This is a genomic window from Nitrosarchaeum koreense MY1, assembly GCF_000220175.1.
In the GTDB taxonomy this organism is placed as follows: Archaea; Thermoproteota; Nitrososphaeria; order Nitrososphaerales; family Nitrosopumilaceae; genus Nitrosarchaeum; species Nitrosarchaeum koreense.
In genome coordinates this window covers 209,574-226,610 of the sequence record NZ_AFPU01000001.1, presented here as the reverse complement: position 1 = coordinate 226,610, position 17,037 = coordinate 209,574, and the positions used below count along the sequence as shown (strand labels likewise).

The window sequence follows — 17,037 nt, the reverse complement described above, 5'->3', positions numbered from 1 at the left end:
ATGAAGATAGCAAGATTAGTTCATGAAAATAATGAAACATATGGTTTTGTAAAAGGAGATAGAGTTGCAACAAAGGATGAAATAACTTATCAAACAGGAGTTCCAATTCCACAAAGTATCAAGGATTTTCTTTTTGATGGATGGTTTGATGAAATCAAAGATAAAATTGATACTCTACCATACGAAGAAAACATTTCAAAATTTAAATTATTAAGTCCAATTCCAAATCCAAATAAAATAATATGTTTAGCTTTTAATTATATAGATCATGCAAAAGAACAGAATTTATCGCCACCTGATGAACCTGCCATAGTCCTAAAACCTAGAACTGCTTTAAACGGTACAGGTTCTGACATAATTTGCCCAGACTTTGTTACGCAGTTGGATTATGAAGTTGAATTAGCTTTGATTATAGGTAAAAATTGTAAAAACATCAATGAAAAGCAAGCTGTAGATGCAATATTTGGATATATGATACTAAACGATGTATCTGCACGCGATATTCAGTTTAAAGACAAGCAATTCACTAGAGGGAAAAGTTTTGATACATTTGCACCATCTGGACCATGGATAACAACGGCAGATGAAATCAAAGATCCACAGAACTTAAAATTAACAACCAAAATTAATGGGGAGATACGACAGAATTCATCTACAAGTAACATGTTCATAAAAATACCAGAAATAGTTTCGAGATTAAGTAAGGTTATGACTCTAGAAAAAGGGGACATCATTTCAACTGGAACTCCAGCAGGAGTAATGCTGAACAAACCTAATGCAGTATTTCTTAAAAATGGGGATAAAGTAGAGATGGAAATTGAGAATTTAGGTATTTTAAAAAATACAATCAGATTTGTAAATGAGAATTAGACCAAAGATTTTTTCATTAGATTAAATGTAATTTTGTGTTCTAATGTGTTTATTGTAGATAATTTGGCTCTAGTTAAAATTTGTATTTTTTGATATTTGTTTTCCGCTCCATAGTTTTGTATGTATAAAATTAGATCTAATGTATTGGATAATGAGCCAGAAATTAAAGTTACAATCAAAATTTTATCAAAATGCTCAGAATCAGTTAGAACTGCAATAGAAATTGGACCGGATTTATCTGAAAAAATTATTTTGTTTTGTTTGTAAAAATACAATATGGTTTTTTTATCTAAAGGCAACCATCTCCAAGATTTTACATAATGAGGAATTTTTGATTGATCAAAACTATTGCCAAATTGAATTTCATGACTATTATTAATCTGAGGAAGAAGTGAATAAAAATTCCAGGTTTGAAATATACCATAACCAAGGTTTTTTGCCATTGAAAGAGATTTGTGATTTTTAACATCTATTAACATAAAAGAAAATGGAATTTGTTTTTCTTTAGCAATTAATTCTACATGTTGGACTAATTTTTTAGCGAAACCTTGTCTACGAAAATCTGGATTAATTCGGATTCCTTCAATCCATACTTGATTTTTAGAGAAAAATGCATGAGTCATACCAATTGGATGCTCTTTCTCTACAATGAATAAATTATCTTCAGACAACCAAGAATTCCAGACATCTTGAATATAATCACCCCATGAAAAAGTATTATGACAAAAGTTCAGTATTACAGATTTATCTGAATCAACTGCATTTCTTATCATAATTGTACACATATACGAAAAAATATTAAGAATGATTGATTAAAAACGATAATGGGTAAAATTATAGTCGGAAAAACAGCAGATGTTCCTCCTGGAAAAATGATCAAAGTGTCAATTGACGGTAAAGAAATAATGGTTGCAAATGTTGACGGTGCATATTGTGCCATGGATGATTCATGTACTCATTCTGGTTCAAGTCTCTCAGAGGGAAAATTAGATGGCTGTAATGTGATTTGTGGATGGCATGGAGCCCAATTTGATTGTAAAACTGGTAAATTAGTTAAATTCCCAGCTAAAATTAGAGATGTAGCATCATATAACGTATCAATAGAGTCAGATAACATATTTCTAGAGATGTGACTATATACCTCAAATTAACATTAAATGGTGTAAAAAATGGCTGATGAAAAACAAAACAAAGAATCAATGAAAGAAGCAATTGAAACATTAAATCAAATTGCTACAAGTCATTCAACGCCAAAGACAATTAAAAAGTCAATTACAGATTTAATAGCAGAATTAAATAATGAAGAATATTCATTGTCAGTAAGAGCAAACAATACAATAAGTTTACTTGATGATGTTACACAAGATCCAAATATGCCCTCATATGTAAGAACACAGTTATGGCAAGCAGTTTCAAAACTTGAAAGCATAAGAGAATAATTCAAGTGTAGTTTTAATCATAATATTGAAAATAGAAGAATATCTCAAATCATTACCCGAAAGCATAGTTAGTGGAGAAGAAGTTCAATTACCAGAGAAATCATTTAGAGATATTTTTAATTTTTTAAAATTAGAAAAAAATGATATTTTTTATCATCTTGGATGTGGAGATGGAACTGGAATCTCCATAGCATTAAAAGAATATCAGGTGAAAAAAGCTGTAGGTGTTGATAACAATCCAGAAAAAATTAAACTAGCAAAAAATATTCTAGATAAAAATAAGATACAAGGTAAATTAATTTGTGATGACATACAAAATGTGGACATTTCTGATGCTACCGCAATTTTGTTTTGGTTTACAAATGAAGATATCATCAATAATATGATGAATAAATTTAAAGATCTAAAAGCAGGGACAAGAATAATTACAATTTGGGGGCCATTGTCAGATTGCCTTCCTGAAAAAGTAAAATTTCCATACATAATTAATTTAGTTCCTTTTAAAAAAGCAAATAGTTTACAAGAACAAGTATTAGCAGTTTTTGGAGTAAAATGTGTAGATTTTGTAACAGCATGGGAATTTGCTGAGAGATATACAAAAGCTATCAGTACTCCAGAAGTTGAAAATGATAGATTTTTGACAATTATTCAAACTCTAGTAATTTGGATTAATGCAAAGAATTTAGGAGTATCGTGTGGAGAGAAAATCCCGGAATCCATTAAAACGTACATAGACATAATGAAAACTCATTTCAATATTGATTTTGAACATCTTTTAAAATAATTTGTGCAATCCTTTTATTTTATGTAAATCATATAGAATCATGATGGATAGAATTAACATTAATGTATCTGCAATAGATTATGATAAAACAAGTAAGGCAATAACAAACCAGCTTTCACTTTTGGAAGAAATGGTTCACAGCCAAGATGATTTTGTTATGACAGATTCTGAATTTGCTTTTGGATGGCACTTTTTTGTTGTTAGTGTTAATAAAACATTAGTAGAAAAACTAGCTGATCAGATGGGAGTTGATTTTGATAAATTCAAAGGGAAGGGTTTAGAAAAAAAATTTCTATCTTGGCTTACAAGTAATTTAGAAGGTAAAATACCCAGATTTAAGCTGGCAATAAAAGAAGAAATGGAATCAAGCAAATATGGCATTTTTTAAAAAGTAATTTACCAAAAAATAAAAATATCACAATTATAAAAACTGCAAAAATGGCAGAAGGTAAAGGTTGCAATACTTGCAATTCAGAACATGATGGAAATTTTTACAGATTTTGTAAATGCTCATGTCATGACAGAATTGCACGAGAAATTGTAGGTTAAAATCATAAAAAAAATTTGTAGGCCCTCGAGGGGAATCGAACCCCTGTCCGGGGATCCACAGTCCCCTATACTAGCCACTGTACTACGAGGGCCACAAGAATAAAAAATTGTTTATCCCGTAATAATCTTTGATTTATCTCATTGAAAATTAGCCTGTAGATTTATTATTAACTAACAGAATTTATAGTCATGAGATTTTGGTGGATAGCTATGGGAATAACAATTGGGCTTACATGGATTGGCGTCAATTTCTTTCTTCCATGGAAATAGCATAAAATTCTAGAAAAGAATCAAATTCATGAAAATTATAAAAAAATAGGGAAAAAAGCGATCGCTTTAAATTTGTTAAATCGAGTTACCATTCAACTTGAAAAAAGGATTCATTACTAATAGACTACATGTTGGGAAAAAACCACAAGCGGTACCTGTAGAAAGAAAAATTGAAACCGTTGAGGGTAAGAGATTTTTGTGGATTGATCTACAAAATCCAGATAGAAGTGATATTGAAAAATTAGCTGAAACATACCGTTTGAATGCATTAAACATTGAAGACTGTATGACTAAATCAGAACTTCCAAAACTAGATAGTTATCAGGATCATTTTTTTGTGATATTACATTTTCCATCTCTATTAAGACAACCGGGAATTTCAAGAAATAGTCAGTTATCAATATTCATCGGAAAAGATTTTCTAATAACAGTTCATCAAGGGGATTTAAAGCCATTAGTAGATTTAGTAAATATTTGTAAAAATGATTTAGATGCACATAGAAAAGAAAGAATATTAGGAAAATCCGTAGAATATCTCCTCCATGAAATAATAGACATTCTAGTGGATGAACTCTTACATATATCAAGAAAAGTAATTGCAAATTTAGATGATCTTGAAGATGAAGTTTTTGATGAAAAAATATCTGTTGCAAGAAGTATAGCCTTACTTAGAAGAGAAATTAATGTAATGAGACGAATAGCAAATCCATTAAAGAAATTTGTATTAGAAATTACAAAAAATATTAAAAAATTTTCTGAGGAAGATGATCTATCACTGTATTTTGATGATGTAATAGATCATATTGATAAAGTAATTGAAACGCTGGAAGAATCTAGAGAGACAATGGAAATTTACAAAGATACTGACTTCATGTTAAGTACTGAAAAAACAAATAAAGTACTTGCGGCATTAACAATAATTTTTACATTTGCAATTCCCGGAACAGTGATTGGAACATTTTATGGGATGAATATAAATTTGCCAGGGGGGTTAAATGATCAAGTATCATTTTTAGGACCATATACAGTATTAATATTAATTATTTTGGCATCAACAATACCTGTCGCATTGATGTTTATTTATTTCAAAAAACTGGGTTGGATTGGTAGATAAAACAACATAATATTCACTGCAGAATATTATAAAAAAATAGTTTTCAATTTTAAAAAATATACCAGATAAGATAATTGCATCATATCAATTAATACTAAATTTTGTGAGTAATACACATTATAATAAAATGAGTGTAGTTATAGGTTGAATAATTTTACAGAATATCACAAAGATGATTTTTAGTGAATAAATAACATTTGAATAACATATACGAAATTAAAAAGGAAAATTGAGGTTCTATGATGAACCTTTGTTAGTACTCTTTCTTGAACCTGTTCCTCTACCAGTGATTCGGGTCATACCCTCGGTTGAAGGTCTTGGTTTTGAATCTGGTAAATCTCCTAGTCTTTTTGAGCCAGTTCCTCTACCGGTATGAATCATTCTATTTGCGGCTTGTTTTTTCTTTTCGTCTTGAATTTTTTTGTATTCGTCGCCTGCCCAGCCTTTTTTATCGTCATCAATTTCTCTGGTTCCAGTTCCCCTACCGGTTCTAATCTTGATTTTTCCCATAAGGTTAGGTAAGTTATCTTATATTTATTTAAGCTCATTATATCAGATAATTGTACATATAATTTTGGATATGTAAATTTTAAATTTTAATGTCAGAATTTCCATCTTTTAGTTTTTTCCAATCAGATAGAAAATTTTCCAGCCCGATAGTTGTTAATGGGTGTTGGAGCATTTTATCTAGAACATTTGGAGGTAAAGTTACAACGTGTGCTCCAATTTTTGCGGCATCAATAACATGTAACGGATGACGAATACTTGCAACAAGAATCTGTGTTTTAAAATCATCCTTATAATTATCAAATATTTCTTTAATGTCTTCAATCAATTTCATTCCATCCTGACCAACATCATCCAATCGGCCGATAAATGGGCTAACATATTTTGCTCCTGATTTTGCAGCCAGTAATGCTTGGTTTGGAGAAAAAACTAAAGTAACATTTACAGGAATTCCTTCAGATGAAAGAGATTTGCAGGCCTTCAAACCATCAGAAGTCATTGGGACTTTAACAACAACATTTTTACCGTATTGACGTAATCGTTTTCCTTCTTCAATCATTTCAGAATATTCAGTACTTACAACTTCCAGGCTAACGTCGCCTTTGATAATTTTGGTGATTTCTTGCATAACGTCTTTTGGATTACCACCTTCTTTTGACAGGAGAGATGGATTTGTGGTAATTCCATCCAACAAACCCATATCATTGAATTTTCTTATGGATTCTAAATTTGCACTATCAAGAAAAATTTTCATAATTTTCTACTCCTTATTTCTTTTACTTGTTTGACCATATTAAAAGATGTTATTCCATGTTTTTCCAAAAGTAGTGGAATTTCGTTATCTCGTGCAGATTCGCCAAACATATCTTGAGCGCCAATTCTTTTAATTGGGACAGGATATCTTTCAGAAACAGATTCTGCAACTGCAGAGCCCATACCTCCTAAAATATTATGTTCTTCACATGTAACTATGCATCCGGTTTCTCTGGCTGCTTTTTCTAATATATCGCCATCAATTGGCTTTATAGAAAACATGTCCAACACTCTACAAGATATTCCCTCATGTTGTAAAGATTCAGCTGCTTCAAGTGCCATTCTTACAGTAATTCCACATGCAGCAATAGTACAATCAGAACCATCATGAATTGTAATTCCTTTACCAATTTGGAAATCTTGGGATTCAGAATGAACTACTGGTGTGTTTGATCTTGCCATTCTCATGTAAAATGGACCGTATTCATTTGCCATTAATCTAGTTAATTTTGAAACTGCAATTGTATCGGCAGGGATAAAAACTCGGAAATTTGGAATCACTCTCATTATTGCAATATCTTCAATTTGTTGATGTGAACCGCCATCTGGTCCAACTGATAGACCACCATGAGAAACTACTAATTTTACATTAAGACCTTTTTTATTTCCAGGAGAAGGATATGCTATTCCATTTCTTATTTGATCAACTGCGCGACCAGGCAAAAATATAGCATAAGTGCTAGCAAAGGATATTTTTCCAGAAGCTGCAAGTCCTGCAGACATTGAAACTAGATTAGCTTCTGCAATACCTACATTAAAGAATCTATTTGGAAATGCTTTTCCAAAACCAGAAGTTTTGAGTGAATCAGTTGTGTCTGCACCCAAAACTACTATGTTTGAATTTTCTTTTCCTAGTTCAATTAGTATTTTTGAATACTCTGAACGCATGTCAGTCATAGTAGGTGGATTCAAAGATAACTTGCCTCTTTTGCTATTTGTTTAATCTGTTCTTGCTTTTCTCCAACAACATGTAGTCCAATCCATTTTTTAACGAGTTCAGAACCTCCTAATTCATTTGCTTTATCAAGTAATAATTTTCGTCTAGTTTTAAGAACCTGATTTCTAAAATCTCTAATAGCACCACGTACATCTTGTTTTCCAATAATTGCACTACCACCCACAAAAACTCGAGCGCCATCTGCAAAACAAGAACCAATATTATCAAAAGTTACACCACCGTCAGCCTCAATATAACCAGAAAACTTGTGCACATTTAGAATAGCTTTCAATCTAGTCATTTTTTCATGGGTTTCTTCAATGTATTTTTGACCAGATTTTCCAGGTACAACAGACATTACAATTAATTGATCAAGAGAGGCAATGAATTTGTAAGACCATTCAGGAAGGTCAGTATTTGGATTAATTGCAAGACCCACACCAACTTTATTTTGTTTTAGATAATCATGTATTTCACCAAAACTTGTTTCATCACAAACTTCAGCATGTACAGTAATTATATCACTTCCAGCTTCAACATAATCTTTGACATGTTTTACAGGTTCATTGATCATCAGATGAGTATCAAATGGGAGCACTGTTAATGATCGTAATTCTTTGATTTTTGTATGATCGAAAGTTTTGGTTGGAACAAATTGGCCATCCATAACATCAAGATGAATAAAGTCGGCTCTACCAGATATACATCGCTTAATCTCATTTTCAAGATTATTCATATCACCAGCAATGATTGATGGGGCAATCATAAACTGAGAATCAAGTTCTAAATCAATTATTGGTGTAACATCTGAATCAGGTGCTTTTCCATGCCATTGCGGATTATCTTCCATGTGTTCAACTCCTTTTCCTTTAATTGTTCTAGCGATAATTATTGATGGGATTCCTTTTGTAGAATTTGCTTTAGTAATAGCTGCATCTATTTGTTCAATTCTATGTCCATCAATTTCAATTACATTCCATCCAAATGATCTCCATTTATCACCTGTCTTCCATCGTGAAGCATCTTTCCACATTTCAGAGATATCATCTCCTTCTAGTTTTTCATCTAATGGCATAATTTTTTCTGTGTATGAATCCTGTTGTATAAAATTTCTATCCAAAAAGGCCGTAAGATTATCTACCTTGTATTTTGCAGCTGTCATTGCTGCTTCCCATATTTGACCTTCATCTGACTCACCGTCACCTATTATAGTATAGACATGATGATTTTTACCATCAATTTTACCAGCAAGTGCAACACCAATAGAATAAGACAAACCGGTTCCCAAAGAACCACCACAGAATTCAACTCCAGGACATTTTAGATCAGGATGACCCTGTAATTTACTTCCAAATTGTCTTAAAGTTTCAAGTTGGGATTCTGGAAAATACCCTGCAACAGCCATATTTGAAAACAAGCCAGGTCCTGCATGCCCTTTAGACAAGATCAGGCGATCCCGATCTTCCCATTGAGGATTATTTGGTTCATACTGCAAATGTTTGTAAAATAAACATCCTAAGATTTCGGCCATAGAGAAAGACCCTCCTGGATGACCAGAACCTGCATTGTTCAATGCTTTAATTACTAATTTACGAGCACGAAGAACATTTTTTTTGATTAGATAATAATTTAGTCTCATTTCTCGATTGCGATAACTACAAATTTAATAAAAATCTACTTCTGCAAAATTTTAATCTGACGATTACCAATGATGAATGTGGACATCAATGAAGAATTACCAATAATTGTTTATGATAATCAGTGTTATTTGTGTGTAAAATTTGCAAAAATGATTGAATTTCTTTCAAGAGGTAGTTTCACAATGATCGGACATTATTCAGATTTTGGTATAAAACTAAGAAAGACATTGGGAGAATCAGCAACAGAGATGTTTTGGTTAATAGATAAAAAAACCGCATATGGTGGAAGAGCAGCACTATTACCATTGTTAAAAGCAATAATTACAACAAAACATGTTAAATCAAGTAATACAAAAGTAGATGTGCAGTGTGAACAAGACTGTAAAACTGTAAAAGCCGTCTTCATAAGATCGGCAAGTTTATTTTCAAATAGTAAAAAAATAGATCTCTAGTAAATCTAAATAATACATCAAAACCAATCAGCATAATGAAGATTCGATTAGAAAACCCAAGCAATTCTAAAAAGAAAACTGCCATGCTTTGCGGATATGTATTAGAAAATTCGGATAAAATATTAGGATTACAAAATTTTAATTCAAAAATCACCTCATCAGTAGAGCAATCAATAAAGGACATGGGTGGGATATTTGGTAAAATAGCAGTAATTCCAACTAATGAAAAATTAACTCAAAGGATTCTCTTAGCAGGATTAGGTAAAAAAGAAGACTTTACAAACGATACAATCAGGTTTGTTTCAGGCAAAATTGCTCAAAAAGCTAAAGAATTGAAACTGAAGGAATTTACCATAATAGCACCACCAAGTTCTCTAATCGAACCTCTTTCATCAGTATCTCAAATAGTAGAGGGATGCAAGATGTCTCTTTATAAATTTGAAAAATATAAATCAAAAAAAGAAAATGCCGATCCTAATCTTACAATATTAATTTCTAAATCAGAGAAGATCTCAAGTTCAATAAAAACTGCAGAAATTATTTCAGACGGCGTTATTTACACAAAAAGTATTGCAAATTTACCACCCAATGAATGCACACCAACAACATTAGCAAATTTTTCAAGAATTATAGCAAAAAAGAACAATATGAAATGTAACATAATATCCAAAGTAGAACTCAAAAAAAGAGGATTTGGTGGAATTTTTGCCGTAGGACAAGGCAGTAAAAACGAACCAAAATTAATTATTTTAGAACATTTTCGTGGCCCTAAAAACGAAAAACCAATTGTGCTAGTTGGAAAAGCTGTAACATTTGACACTGGTGGAATTTCATTAAAACCAGGTGAAAAAATGGATGAAATGAAATTCGATAAATGTGGAGGATGCACAGTTATTGGAATTATGAAAGCGGTTTCAGAATTAAAATTACCAATTAACTTAGTAGGGATTATTCCATCTGTTGAAAATATGCCAGGTGGCGAAGCATATAGACCAGGAGACATCATAAAATTATACAACGGAAAAACAGCAGAGATTTTGAATACAGATGCGGAAGGTAGAATCATTTTAGCTGATGCGTTATCATATGGTGAAAAACAATATTCGCCAAAGGCAATTATTGATTTTGCAACATTAACTGGAGCCTGTATAATTGCTTTAGGAACAAACATTGCAGGTATGGTTTCAAATAATAAAAAATTAACAGATATGATTATGGAGTCTTCAAAAAGAACAACGGAAGAGATTTGGAATCTTCCATTAAATGATGATTATATGGATATGATAAAATCCGAAGTTGCTGATATGAAAAATGTTGGAATTGGAAGAGCGGCAGGTACGATTACCGCTGCAGCATTTTTAAGAAATGCTATTGAAAAAACCCCTTGGATTCACATTGATATTGCAGGAGTTGCCTGGACACAAATAGCAACAAAGGAAAAACCTTACAATCCAAAAGGAGCTACAGGTTTTGGAGTAAGATTGATTTTGGATTATTTACAGAATTAATTCAAAAATAATTTAGGGGTTTAACTGTAAGTCTAAAACAATTTTTGCAGTTTCTAAATGATCAGACATAACTATAAGATTTTAGAAAAATATAAAATTAGTATCCACGACTATTCCTATCTGGTTTATCGGTGTTAGGATTTCGAAAACCATGTTTATCCATCATATGATTTAGAAAACGTATATCATCTAAAAAGGATTGTCCACAAACAACACAGTTAGGCATTGAAATCATTATGCAAATCATAAATTCCATATTAAAAGATTGATTGAAAGAAGATGCCAGCACTGTTGCTTCCCAAGAGCTCTCGCATCTTAGTAGCACAACAGCGACGTTAGGTTTGACTTCCAAGTTCGGAATGGGATTGGGTCGCACCCTAACGCTATGGCCGGCTTGAAAAATCTTTACAGAATCTCATCTATTAAGGTAACGCCTCTTAGTGGACAGTTCAAAAGAGGTATAAATCAAGGCAAAATAGAATTACGACATGACCCATAGAGTTGCAGTACTTGATAAAGATCTTTGTCAGCCAAAAAAATGTGGTTTAGAATGCATAAAATATTGTCCTGTCAACAAGTCAGGAGCTGACTGTATCATTCTAAACGAAGAGGTAAAAAAAGCCCAGATAGATGAAGAGGTTTGTAATGGGTGTGGCATTTGTGTAAAAGTTTGTCCATTTGATGCAATTACAATTGTCAATTTAGCATCAGAATTAGCATCAGATAAAATTCACCAATACGGTCCAAATTCATTTAGATTATACAAATTACCTACTCCAAGAAAAGGAGAAGTTGTAGGATTACTTGGTAGAAACGGAATGGGAAAAAGCACTGTAGTAAATATTCTATCTGGAAACTTAAAACCAAATTTGGGAAGATATGAAAATCCTCCAGAGTGGGATGAGATTTTAAAGTATTACAGTGGAACCGAATTGAAATCTCATTTTGAAAAAATTAAAAATAAACAAATACGTGCGTCAATTAAACCACAACAAGTGCATCATGTTGCACAAGCATTTGACGGAACTGGAAAAGATCTAATAGAAAAATATGATGAACGTGGAATATCTAGAGAATTAATCAAGGAATTAGGATTAGAGAATTCTATGGAGCAAAATTTGAAAGAACTTAGCGGGGGAGAACTTCAAAGATTATCAATAGCTGCAGTTGCATCAAAAGATACAGAGTTTTATTTTTTTGATGAACCTTCATCATATAATGATGTATTTCAAAGAAAAAGCGTAGCAAGAGTAATCCACAGTCTAGCTAAAATTGGAAAAAGTGTGATGGTAGTAGAACATGATTTAACATTACTTGATTATCTCAGTGATTATATTGAATTGCTTTATGGTGAACCTGCAGCATATGGTATTGTTTCTAACGTATTATCAACTAAAATTGGAATCAATGTATTTCTTGATGGTTATCTACCAACTGAAAATGTGAGATTTAGAGACAAAAAATTTTCTTTTGATGTGTCTTCAACTTCAACAGATGAATTCCAGGAAGGAAGTGAGATTATGGCATATCCAAAACTAGAAAAAAAATATCCAAGTTTTTCAGTAACAATCGAGCCTGGTCGAGTAAGAAAAGGTGAAGTATTAGGAATAATGGGGGCAAATGCGCTTGGAAAAACAACATTGATGAAGATGATTGCAGGAGTAGAAAAACCAGATTCTGGGGAAATAGATAAAAAAATAAAAATTGCGTATAAACCACAATATCTTCAAAATGATATTGATGTAGAAGTCATAACATTATTAGACAAAGCAAATGGAAGCCAAATTGAAGGAAGTCAAGAAGAAGAACAAATACTTGAACCACTAAAAATTAAAAAACTTTACAATAAATCTGTAAAGAATCTATCAGGAGGAGAATTACAAAAAATTTCAGTTGCAGCATGTCTTTTACAAAAAGTAGATCTTTATGCATTAGATGAACCATCTGCATTTTTAGATGTAGAAGACAGAATAACTATCGCAAAGTTTTTACAAAAATTTGTTAGATCATTTGGTAAAACAGCAATTGTAATAGATCACGATATACAATTAATGGATTTGATTTCTGACTCTATGATAATTTTTGAAGGTGTGTCAGGAGTATCTGGACATGCGACACCTCCAATGCCAAAAGCAGATGCGATGAATAGATTTCTAAAATCATTGGATATGTCATTCCGAAGAGATGAGAAAAGTTTGAGACCACGTGTTAACAAATTAGAAAGCAGGCTAGATAAAAACCAAAAAGATTCTGGAAATTACTATTACAAAGGATGACTCGAATGCTAAAAAAGGCATTGGAAAGCATACTCAGCGAGCAAGAAAGTCAAGAACTTATCTCATCTTTTGATCAGATCGGCGATATAATCATTGTAAGGATTCCAGATTCATTACTTTCAAAGAAAAAAATTATTGGCGAAACACTGTTAAAACAAGTAAAAATTGCAAAAAGTGTTTTTTATCAAGCATCTGCCGTAGAAGGAGATTTTCGCACAAGAAATTTAGAAATTTTAGCAGGCGATAACAAAACAGAAACAGAATACAAGGAATTTGGCTGTAAATTTATAGTAGATGTTGAAAATGCATTTTTTTCTCCTAGATTATCTACAGAAAGGGAGAGAATATCCAATTTAGTTCAAAATGGAGAAACCATAGTCAATATGTTTGCGGGAGTAGGCATGTTCTCAGTCATGATTGCAAAAAAAAAGAAATGCACAGTGTATAGCATAGACATCAATCCAATCGCAGCAAAACTTTGTGAAAAAAATATCAAATCAAATAAACTTGTAGGGAATATAGTCTCAATTAATGGAGATGCATTACAGATAATTCAAGAACAACTACAAAATAAATCAGATAGAACTTTAATGCTACTACCAGAAAGATCAGATGAATTTTTAGAATCTGCCATCAATGCAACTAAAAATGGTGGGATTATTCACTATTATTCACATATCCATGCAGATAAAAAATCAGATGCAGGGAAACTTTCTGAAGAACATTATTTGCAGATCTCACCTGTCAAATCAGAAATTTTAGGATCAAAAATTGTAAGAGCTGTTGGTCCAAGATATTATCAAACTGTTGTAGATATAAAAATTTCAAAATAATTAATCATCAGATGAGATTGATGCAGATGAGGGTTTGGTTGTTGCCATAACATAACCAATCCATGCCACAACACCGAGAATTCCACCTGCAATCATCAAAATTGATAGTTGTAAAACAATTGGACTCCATTCAGATAACATCAATAAATATGCATAAAGAAAAAATGCTGTAATACACAATACAAAAATTGTGACACCCATGCCTTTACGCTTATCCATTAAATTGAAGTTTGTTGTGAGTTATTTATTGGTTTGAACTAATCTAATTCAATTGCCATTAGATAAGCATCTTCACCATCGCGATAATACGCATTAAGTTTTTGTCTAATAATAAATCCTAATTTTTCATATAATCTAACAGCATCATTATTACTGCATCTTACTTCAAGATAGAACTCATCGCATTTTTTGAGTTTAACACCATTTACAGATTCTTCAACTAATGCTTTTCCTATTCCTTTTTTTCTATATTCATCAAGAACTGCAACTGAGACCATATGACCTTTTTTTACGAATCCTAATTTTTTAAAATTTGAAAATCCATATTCAGTTTTACACATTATGTATCCAACATGTTTTCCTCCAATTTCTGCAACAATAAATGCCTCTGGTATTTCAGCTAACAAGCTTTCATAGAAATAATCAGAATAGTGTTCAGGAAGGGTCTTCAGATTTATTTCCATGACTGGAATAAGATCGCTGGGATCTGCTCTCCGGATGTTACAATCGCCTAATTGCCTGAGAATTACTTGCATACTAGTATAATTTATTATCAATATTTAATTTTAAACCACAAAACCATTTAATGGAAAGAAATAGCCGTAAAGAGAATGAGTGAACCTTCTCAAGATGACATAATTTTATTAGTTAATTCATTATTTGAAGTAGATCAGTTCAACAAAGGAATGTATGCGTTAGAATTTAGGATTAGCGATAATAATTTTAAATCAAAATTTGAGGATTTGGCAAGAAGATTAGAAAATATGAGTTATGTATGCAAACTTGAACAGATGGATGATGGTAAATATCTAATCATTCAAAAATTTACTCCAAAAAAACAAAGAAAGTGGTTAAGCACCTCTTGGACTCCACGAATTTTGTTTGCAATTGTCATAACTTTTGTAATGATTGATGGGTTTTATCGTACTGCAGGAACTAATTCCATTATCAATATAGGTGATCCATTAGAGATGGCAGGAATCTATACACTGTCACTTTTAGGAATTTTAGGAGTTCATGAATTAGGCCACATAGTTGCAGCTAAAATTCATAGATTAAAAACAACATGGCCATTTTTCATACCAGGAATTCCAATTATAGGCATTCCTACTTTTGGTGCATTTATTCAATCACGTGGATTAACAATTAATCGTGAAATTTTATTTGATGTAGCTATTGCAGGACCAATTGCAGGACTAATAATTGCAATAATAGTTTCAATGTATGGAGCATATACTGCCCCCATATTACAAGAAGATATTGCTCAAGGACTTTTTGCAGAATCTAGATTAATTGAATGGAATCAAGGTGAACCATTATTTATGACTGCAAGTTTAGCATTATTTGGAAAAGGTGGACCAGGTCATGAAGTAATAATGACACCAGTGTTGTTTGCAGCCTGGATTGGATTTCTAATTACATTTTTGAATTTATTACCAGCATGGCAATTAGACGGAGGACATATGGCAAGAACATTACTAGGATCTAAACTTCACAGATATGCGACATTTGGAAGTATGGCAATTCTTGTTTTATTAAATTATTGGCTAATGGCGATGCTAATTCTTGTTTTAAGTTCAAGAAACCCTAGTGCAACACCACTTGATGATATCTCGCCATTATCAAAAAATAGAAAACTAGCATACATTGGAATCATAGGTCTAGCTATTTTGTGTGCTCCTATACCATCAAATTTTATGTTTAATTTTTTATCTTAGTAAAACTCTAGCTCCATCCATTACAACTACAACTTTTTGTCTATTACCTTGTGTTTTTAGAATATAATCTAATGAAGGTTTAATTCCAGATAATGAAACCATGTTTAATTTTTTAACATAGTAATCAGGAAGTATTGAAACCAAACCAATCTGAAAATTTTTTTGAATTTCAGATAAAAACAACAAATCTTCCATTCCAGAAATATATTTAGTTGGATTTCTAAGTTGTTCAACAGTTAATCTTCCCTCAATGTATTGTTGTAGTGCATCAGAGCCTAAACCAGATTTGCATTCTGCCACTAAGATTGCCAGACCTCCATTTTGCACAGCACTGGCACAATTCCAAAGAGATGAAAGAGATTTTCCAAGATTATCATTACTAGAATCTTTACCAGTGCTAATTATCATTGATTTGTGATGACCTATATCTTTGATTGCAAATGATTCAAGGGTTTTTGTAGATAAAACAGTTTCAGATGGATGTCCTATTGAAAAATCGACAATGCCTTGAGAATTTGCTACAATTTCAATTGCTTTTATTTCAAAATTATCGGCAAATTTTTTTGCTTCATCAAAACTTTCTGTTAATTGTCCTGGAGATGGGATATTATTTTTTCTTTTTGCATATGCAGAAAGCATTGATTCCTGACCAAATTTTTTAATTAATCGGGAACAAATTGTTTCATATCCAAATAATCCATCAAACTCTAATTCACCAATGAAAACAAGATTTGAATTAGAAAGATCTGCGTTATCAAATTCGTTAATTGAACTTCCTTCAGGTAATCCAGATTTTACCAGATTCATTATTTTTTTTTCAGCTAAAATTCTAGGAAAAGGTAACGATTTTTGTTCACAAATTGTAAATAATGATGAAATAATTTTTTGAATAGATTTAGAATTATGTAATACCACAAGTTCCATAGGTTTTGTTAAATCAATTGTGATGAGTTTTTCATTGATCGCTGCATCATCTAAGACTTTACCGTCAGAGTCAATTTTTTGCTCTAAATTCTCTGCCCGAATATCAAGTACAACATCAGTAATACCATAATTTAACCAAATTTCAGGCATAGTTATTACACAATACAAACCAAAATAAATCCAT

General features: G+C 31.8%; 19 protein-coding genes, 1 tRNA gene and 1 rRNA gene. 11 read left to right on the top strand and 10 right to left on the bottom strand.

Annotation, left to right across the window (positions count from 1 at the left end; translation table 11 throughout):
- On the top strand, positions 1-870 hold the full coding sequence (locus MY1_RS01275; RefSeq protein WP_007549675.1) for a fumarylacetoacetate hydrolase family protein: 870 nt from the start codon (positions 1-3) through the stop codon (positions 868-870).
- On the opposite strand, the gene MY1_RS01270 is transcribed toward MY1_RS01275, so the two are convergent.
- On the bottom strand, positions 867-1,643 hold the full coding sequence (locus MY1_RS01270) for a GNAT family N-acetyltransferase (RefSeq protein WP_007549673.1): 777 nt from the start codon (positions 1,641-1,643) through the stop codon (positions 867-869). The genes MY1_RS01275 and MY1_RS01270 overlap by 4 nt on opposite strands.
- A 51-nt stretch (positions 1,644-1,694) precedes the next feature.
- Between MY1_RS01270 and MY1_RS01265 the strand changes: the two genes are divergently transcribed.
- Genes MY1_RS01265 through MY1_RS01250 form a run of 4 tightly spaced genes read left to right on the top strand, consistent with a single transcriptional unit; the run spans position 1,695 to position 3,481 of the window.
- On the top strand, positions 1,695-2,003 hold the full coding sequence (locus MY1_RS01265) for a Rieske (2Fe-2S) protein (RefSeq protein ID WP_007549672.1): 309 nt from the start codon (positions 1,695-1,697) through the stop codon (positions 2,001-2,003).
- 36 nt (positions 2,004-2,039) lie between these two features.
- Positions 2,040-2,309 carry a stationary phase-response protein gene (locus MY1_RS01260; protein WP_007549671.1) on the top strand — a complete coding sequence of 90 codons (270 nt, stop codon included), beginning with the start codon at positions 2,040-2,042 and terminating at the stop codon, positions 2,307-2,309.
- Positions 2,310-2,334: 25 nt separating this feature from the next.
- Complete coding sequence (locus MY1_RS01255) at positions 2,335-3,093, top strand: class I SAM-dependent methyltransferase (protein ID WP_007549670.1); 759 nt, start codon at positions 2,335-2,337, stop codon at positions 3,091-3,093.
- A gap of 40 nt (positions 3,094-3,133) precedes the next feature.
- Complete coding sequence (locus MY1_RS01250; protein WP_048109351.1) at positions 3,134-3,481, top strand: hypothetical protein; 348 nt, start codon at positions 3,134-3,136, stop codon at positions 3,479-3,481.
- 181 nt (positions 3,482-3,662) lie between these two features.
- Here MY1_RS01250 and MY1_RS01245 read toward each other — a convergent pair.
- Positions 3,663-3,734, bottom strand: a tRNA-His gene (locus tag MY1_RS01245).
- A gap of 275 nt (positions 3,735-4,009) precedes the next feature.
- Between MY1_RS01245 and MY1_RS01240 the strand changes: the two genes are divergently transcribed.
- On the top strand, positions 4,010-5,026 hold the full coding sequence (locus MY1_RS01240) for a magnesium transporter CorA family protein (RefSeq protein WP_007549668.1): 1,017 nt from the start codon (positions 4,010-4,012) through the stop codon (positions 5,024-5,026).
- A 237-nt stretch (positions 5,027-5,263) separates the two neighbouring features.
- Here the strand turns inward: MY1_RS01240 and MY1_RS01235 are convergent, their stop codons facing one another.
- The 4 genes from MY1_RS01235 to MY1_RS01220 form a co-directional block, all read right to left on the bottom strand.
- Positions 5,264-5,536 carry a hypothetical protein gene (locus MY1_RS01235; protein WP_007549667.1) on the bottom strand — a complete coding sequence of 91 codons (273 nt, stop codon included), beginning with the start codon at positions 5,534-5,536 and terminating at the stop codon, positions 5,264-5,266.
- A 79-nt stretch (positions 5,537-5,615) separates the two neighbouring features.
- Entirely contained in the window at positions 5,616-6,287 is a 672-nt protein-coding gene (gene fsa / locus MY1_RS01230) for a fructose-6-phosphate aldolase (RefSeq protein WP_007549665.1), read from the bottom strand.
- Positions 6,284-7,258: a transketolase family protein gene (locus MY1_RS01225; RefSeq protein ID WP_007549664.1), complete on the bottom strand. Its 975-nt coding sequence runs from the start codon at positions 7,256-7,258 to the stop codon at positions 6,284-6,286. Before MY1_RS01225 ends, fsa begins: the two co-directional genes overlap by 4 nt.
- A complete protein-coding gene (locus MY1_RS01220; RefSeq protein ID WP_007549663.1) occupies positions 7,255-8,922 on the bottom strand; it encodes a ribulose-phosphate 3-epimerase in 1,668 nt (555 codons plus the stop codon). The genes MY1_RS01225 and MY1_RS01220 overlap by 4 nt, the downstream gene beginning before the upstream one ends.
- 69 nt (positions 8,923-8,991) lie before the next feature.
- Here MY1_RS01220 and MY1_RS01215 point away from each other — a divergent pair, with 69 nt between their 5' ends.
- On the top strand, positions 8,992-9,375 hold the full coding sequence (locus tag MY1_RS01215; RefSeq protein WP_007549662.1) for a hypothetical protein: 384 nt from the start codon (positions 8,992-8,994) through the stop codon (positions 9,373-9,375).
- A gap of 35 nt (positions 9,376-9,410) precedes the next feature.
- Complete coding sequence (locus tag MY1_RS01210; RefSeq protein ID WP_007549661.1) at positions 9,411-10,883, top strand: leucyl aminopeptidase; 1,473 nt, start codon at positions 9,411-9,413, stop codon at positions 10,881-10,883.
- A 277-nt stretch (positions 10,884-11,160) separates the two neighbouring features.
- On the opposite strand, the gene rrf is transcribed toward MY1_RS01210, so the two are convergent.
- Positions 11,161-11,280, bottom strand: a 5S ribosomal RNA gene (gene rrf, locus MY1_RS01205).
- A gap of 91 nt (positions 11,281-11,371) precedes the next feature.
- Here rrf and MY1_RS01200 point away from each other — a divergent pair.
- Positions 11,372-13,159, top strand: coding sequence for a ribosome biogenesis/translation initiation ATPase RLI (locus tag MY1_RS01200; protein WP_007549660.1), 1,788 nt, complete (start codon positions 11,372-11,374; stop codon positions 13,157-13,159).
- A 5-nt stretch (positions 13,160-13,164) separates the two neighbouring features.
- Positions 13,165-13,992, top strand: a complete 828-nt coding sequence (locus MY1_RS01195) for a class I SAM-dependent methyltransferase (protein ID WP_007549658.1) — start codon at positions 13,165-13,167, stop codon at positions 13,990-13,992.
- Here the strand turns inward: MY1_RS01195 and MY1_RS01190 are convergent, their stop codons facing one another.
- Complete coding sequence (locus MY1_RS01190; protein WP_048109348.1) at positions 13,993-14,211, bottom strand: hypothetical protein; 219 nt, start codon at positions 14,209-14,211, stop codon at positions 13,993-13,995.
- Between the two features lie 38 nt (positions 14,212-14,249).
- Positions 14,250-14,747, bottom strand: coding sequence for a GNAT family N-acetyltransferase (locus tag MY1_RS01185; protein ID WP_048109346.1), 498 nt, complete (start codon positions 14,745-14,747; stop codon positions 14,250-14,252).
- Positions 14,748-14,822: 75 nt separating this feature from the next.
- Between MY1_RS01185 and MY1_RS01180 the strand changes: the two genes are divergently transcribed.
- The gene (locus MY1_RS01180; protein ID WP_048109344.1) at positions 14,823-15,929 is read left to right on the top strand and encodes a site-2 protease family protein; all 1,107 of its coding nucleotides are present in this window, start codon (positions 14,823-14,825) and stop codon (positions 15,927-15,929) included.
- Here the strand turns inward: MY1_RS01180 and MY1_RS01175 are convergent.
- Positions 15,921-17,003 carry a nickel-dependent lactate racemase family protein gene (locus MY1_RS01175; RefSeq protein WP_007549653.1) on the bottom strand — a complete coding sequence of 361 codons (1,083 nt, stop codon included), beginning with the start codon at positions 17,001-17,003 and terminating at the stop codon, positions 15,921-15,923. The two genes, MY1_RS01180 and MY1_RS01175, sit on opposite strands and share 9 nt — an antisense overlap.
- Between the last annotated feature and the right edge of the window lie 34 nt (positions 17,004-17,037).

Coding starts and splice junctions, on each gene's coding strand:
- MY1_RS01275 (WP_007549675.1), top strand. CDS start 1: ATGAAGATAGCAAGATTAGTTCATGAAAATAATGAAACATATGGTTTT.
- MY1_RS01270 (WP_007549673.1), bottom strand. CDS start 1,643: ATGATAAGAAATGCAGTTGATTCAGATAAATCTGTAATACTGAACTTT.
- MY1_RS01265 (WP_007549672.1), top strand. CDS start 1,695: ATGGGTAAAATTATAGTCGGAAAAACAGCAGATGTTCCTCCTGGAAAA.
- MY1_RS01260 (WP_007549671.1), top strand. CDS start 2,040: ATGGCTGATGAAAAACAAAACAAAGAATCAATGAAAGAAGCAATTGAA.
- MY1_RS01250 (WP_048109351.1), top strand. CDS start 3,134: ATGATGGATAGAATTAACATTAATGTATCTGCAATAGATTATGATAAA.
- MY1_RS01235 (WP_007549667.1), bottom strand. CDS start 5,536: ATGGGAAAAATCAAGATTAGAACCGGTAGGGGAACTGGAACCAGAGAA.
- fsa (WP_007549665.1), bottom strand. CDS start 6,287: ATGAAAATTTTTCTTGATAGTGCAAATTTAGAATCCATAAGAAAATTC.
- MY1_RS01220 (WP_007549663.1), bottom strand. CDS start 8,922: ATGAGACTAAATTATTATCTAATCAAAAAAAATGTTCTTCGTGCTCGT.
- MY1_RS01215 (WP_007549662.1), top strand. CDS start 8,992: ATGATGAATGTGGACATCAATGAAGAATTACCAATAATTGTTTATGAT.
- MY1_RS01210 (WP_007549661.1), top strand. CDS start 9,411: ATGAAGATTCGATTAGAAAACCCAAGCAATTCTAAAAAGAAAACTGCC.
- MY1_RS01200 (WP_007549660.1), top strand. CDS start 11,372: ATGACCCATAGAGTTGCAGTACTTGATAAAGATCTTTGTCAGCCAAAA.
- MY1_RS01195 (WP_007549658.1), top strand. CDS start 13,165: ATGCTAAAAAAGGCATTGGAAAGCATACTCAGCGAGCAAGAAAGTCAA.
- MY1_RS01190 (WP_048109348.1), bottom strand. CDS start 14,211: ATGGATAAGCGTAAAGGCATGGGTGTCACAATTTTTGTATTGTGTATT.
- MY1_RS01185 (WP_048109346.1), bottom strand. CDS start 14,747: ATGCAAGTAATTCTCAGGCAATTAGGCGATTGTAACATCCGGAGAGCA.
- MY1_RS01180 (WP_048109344.1), top strand. CDS start 14,823: ATGAGTGAACCTTCTCAAGATGACATAATTTTATTAGTTAATTCATTA.
- MY1_RS01175 (WP_007549653.1), bottom strand. CDS start 17,003: ATGCCTGAAATTTGGTTAAATTATGGTATTACTGATGTTGTACTTGAT.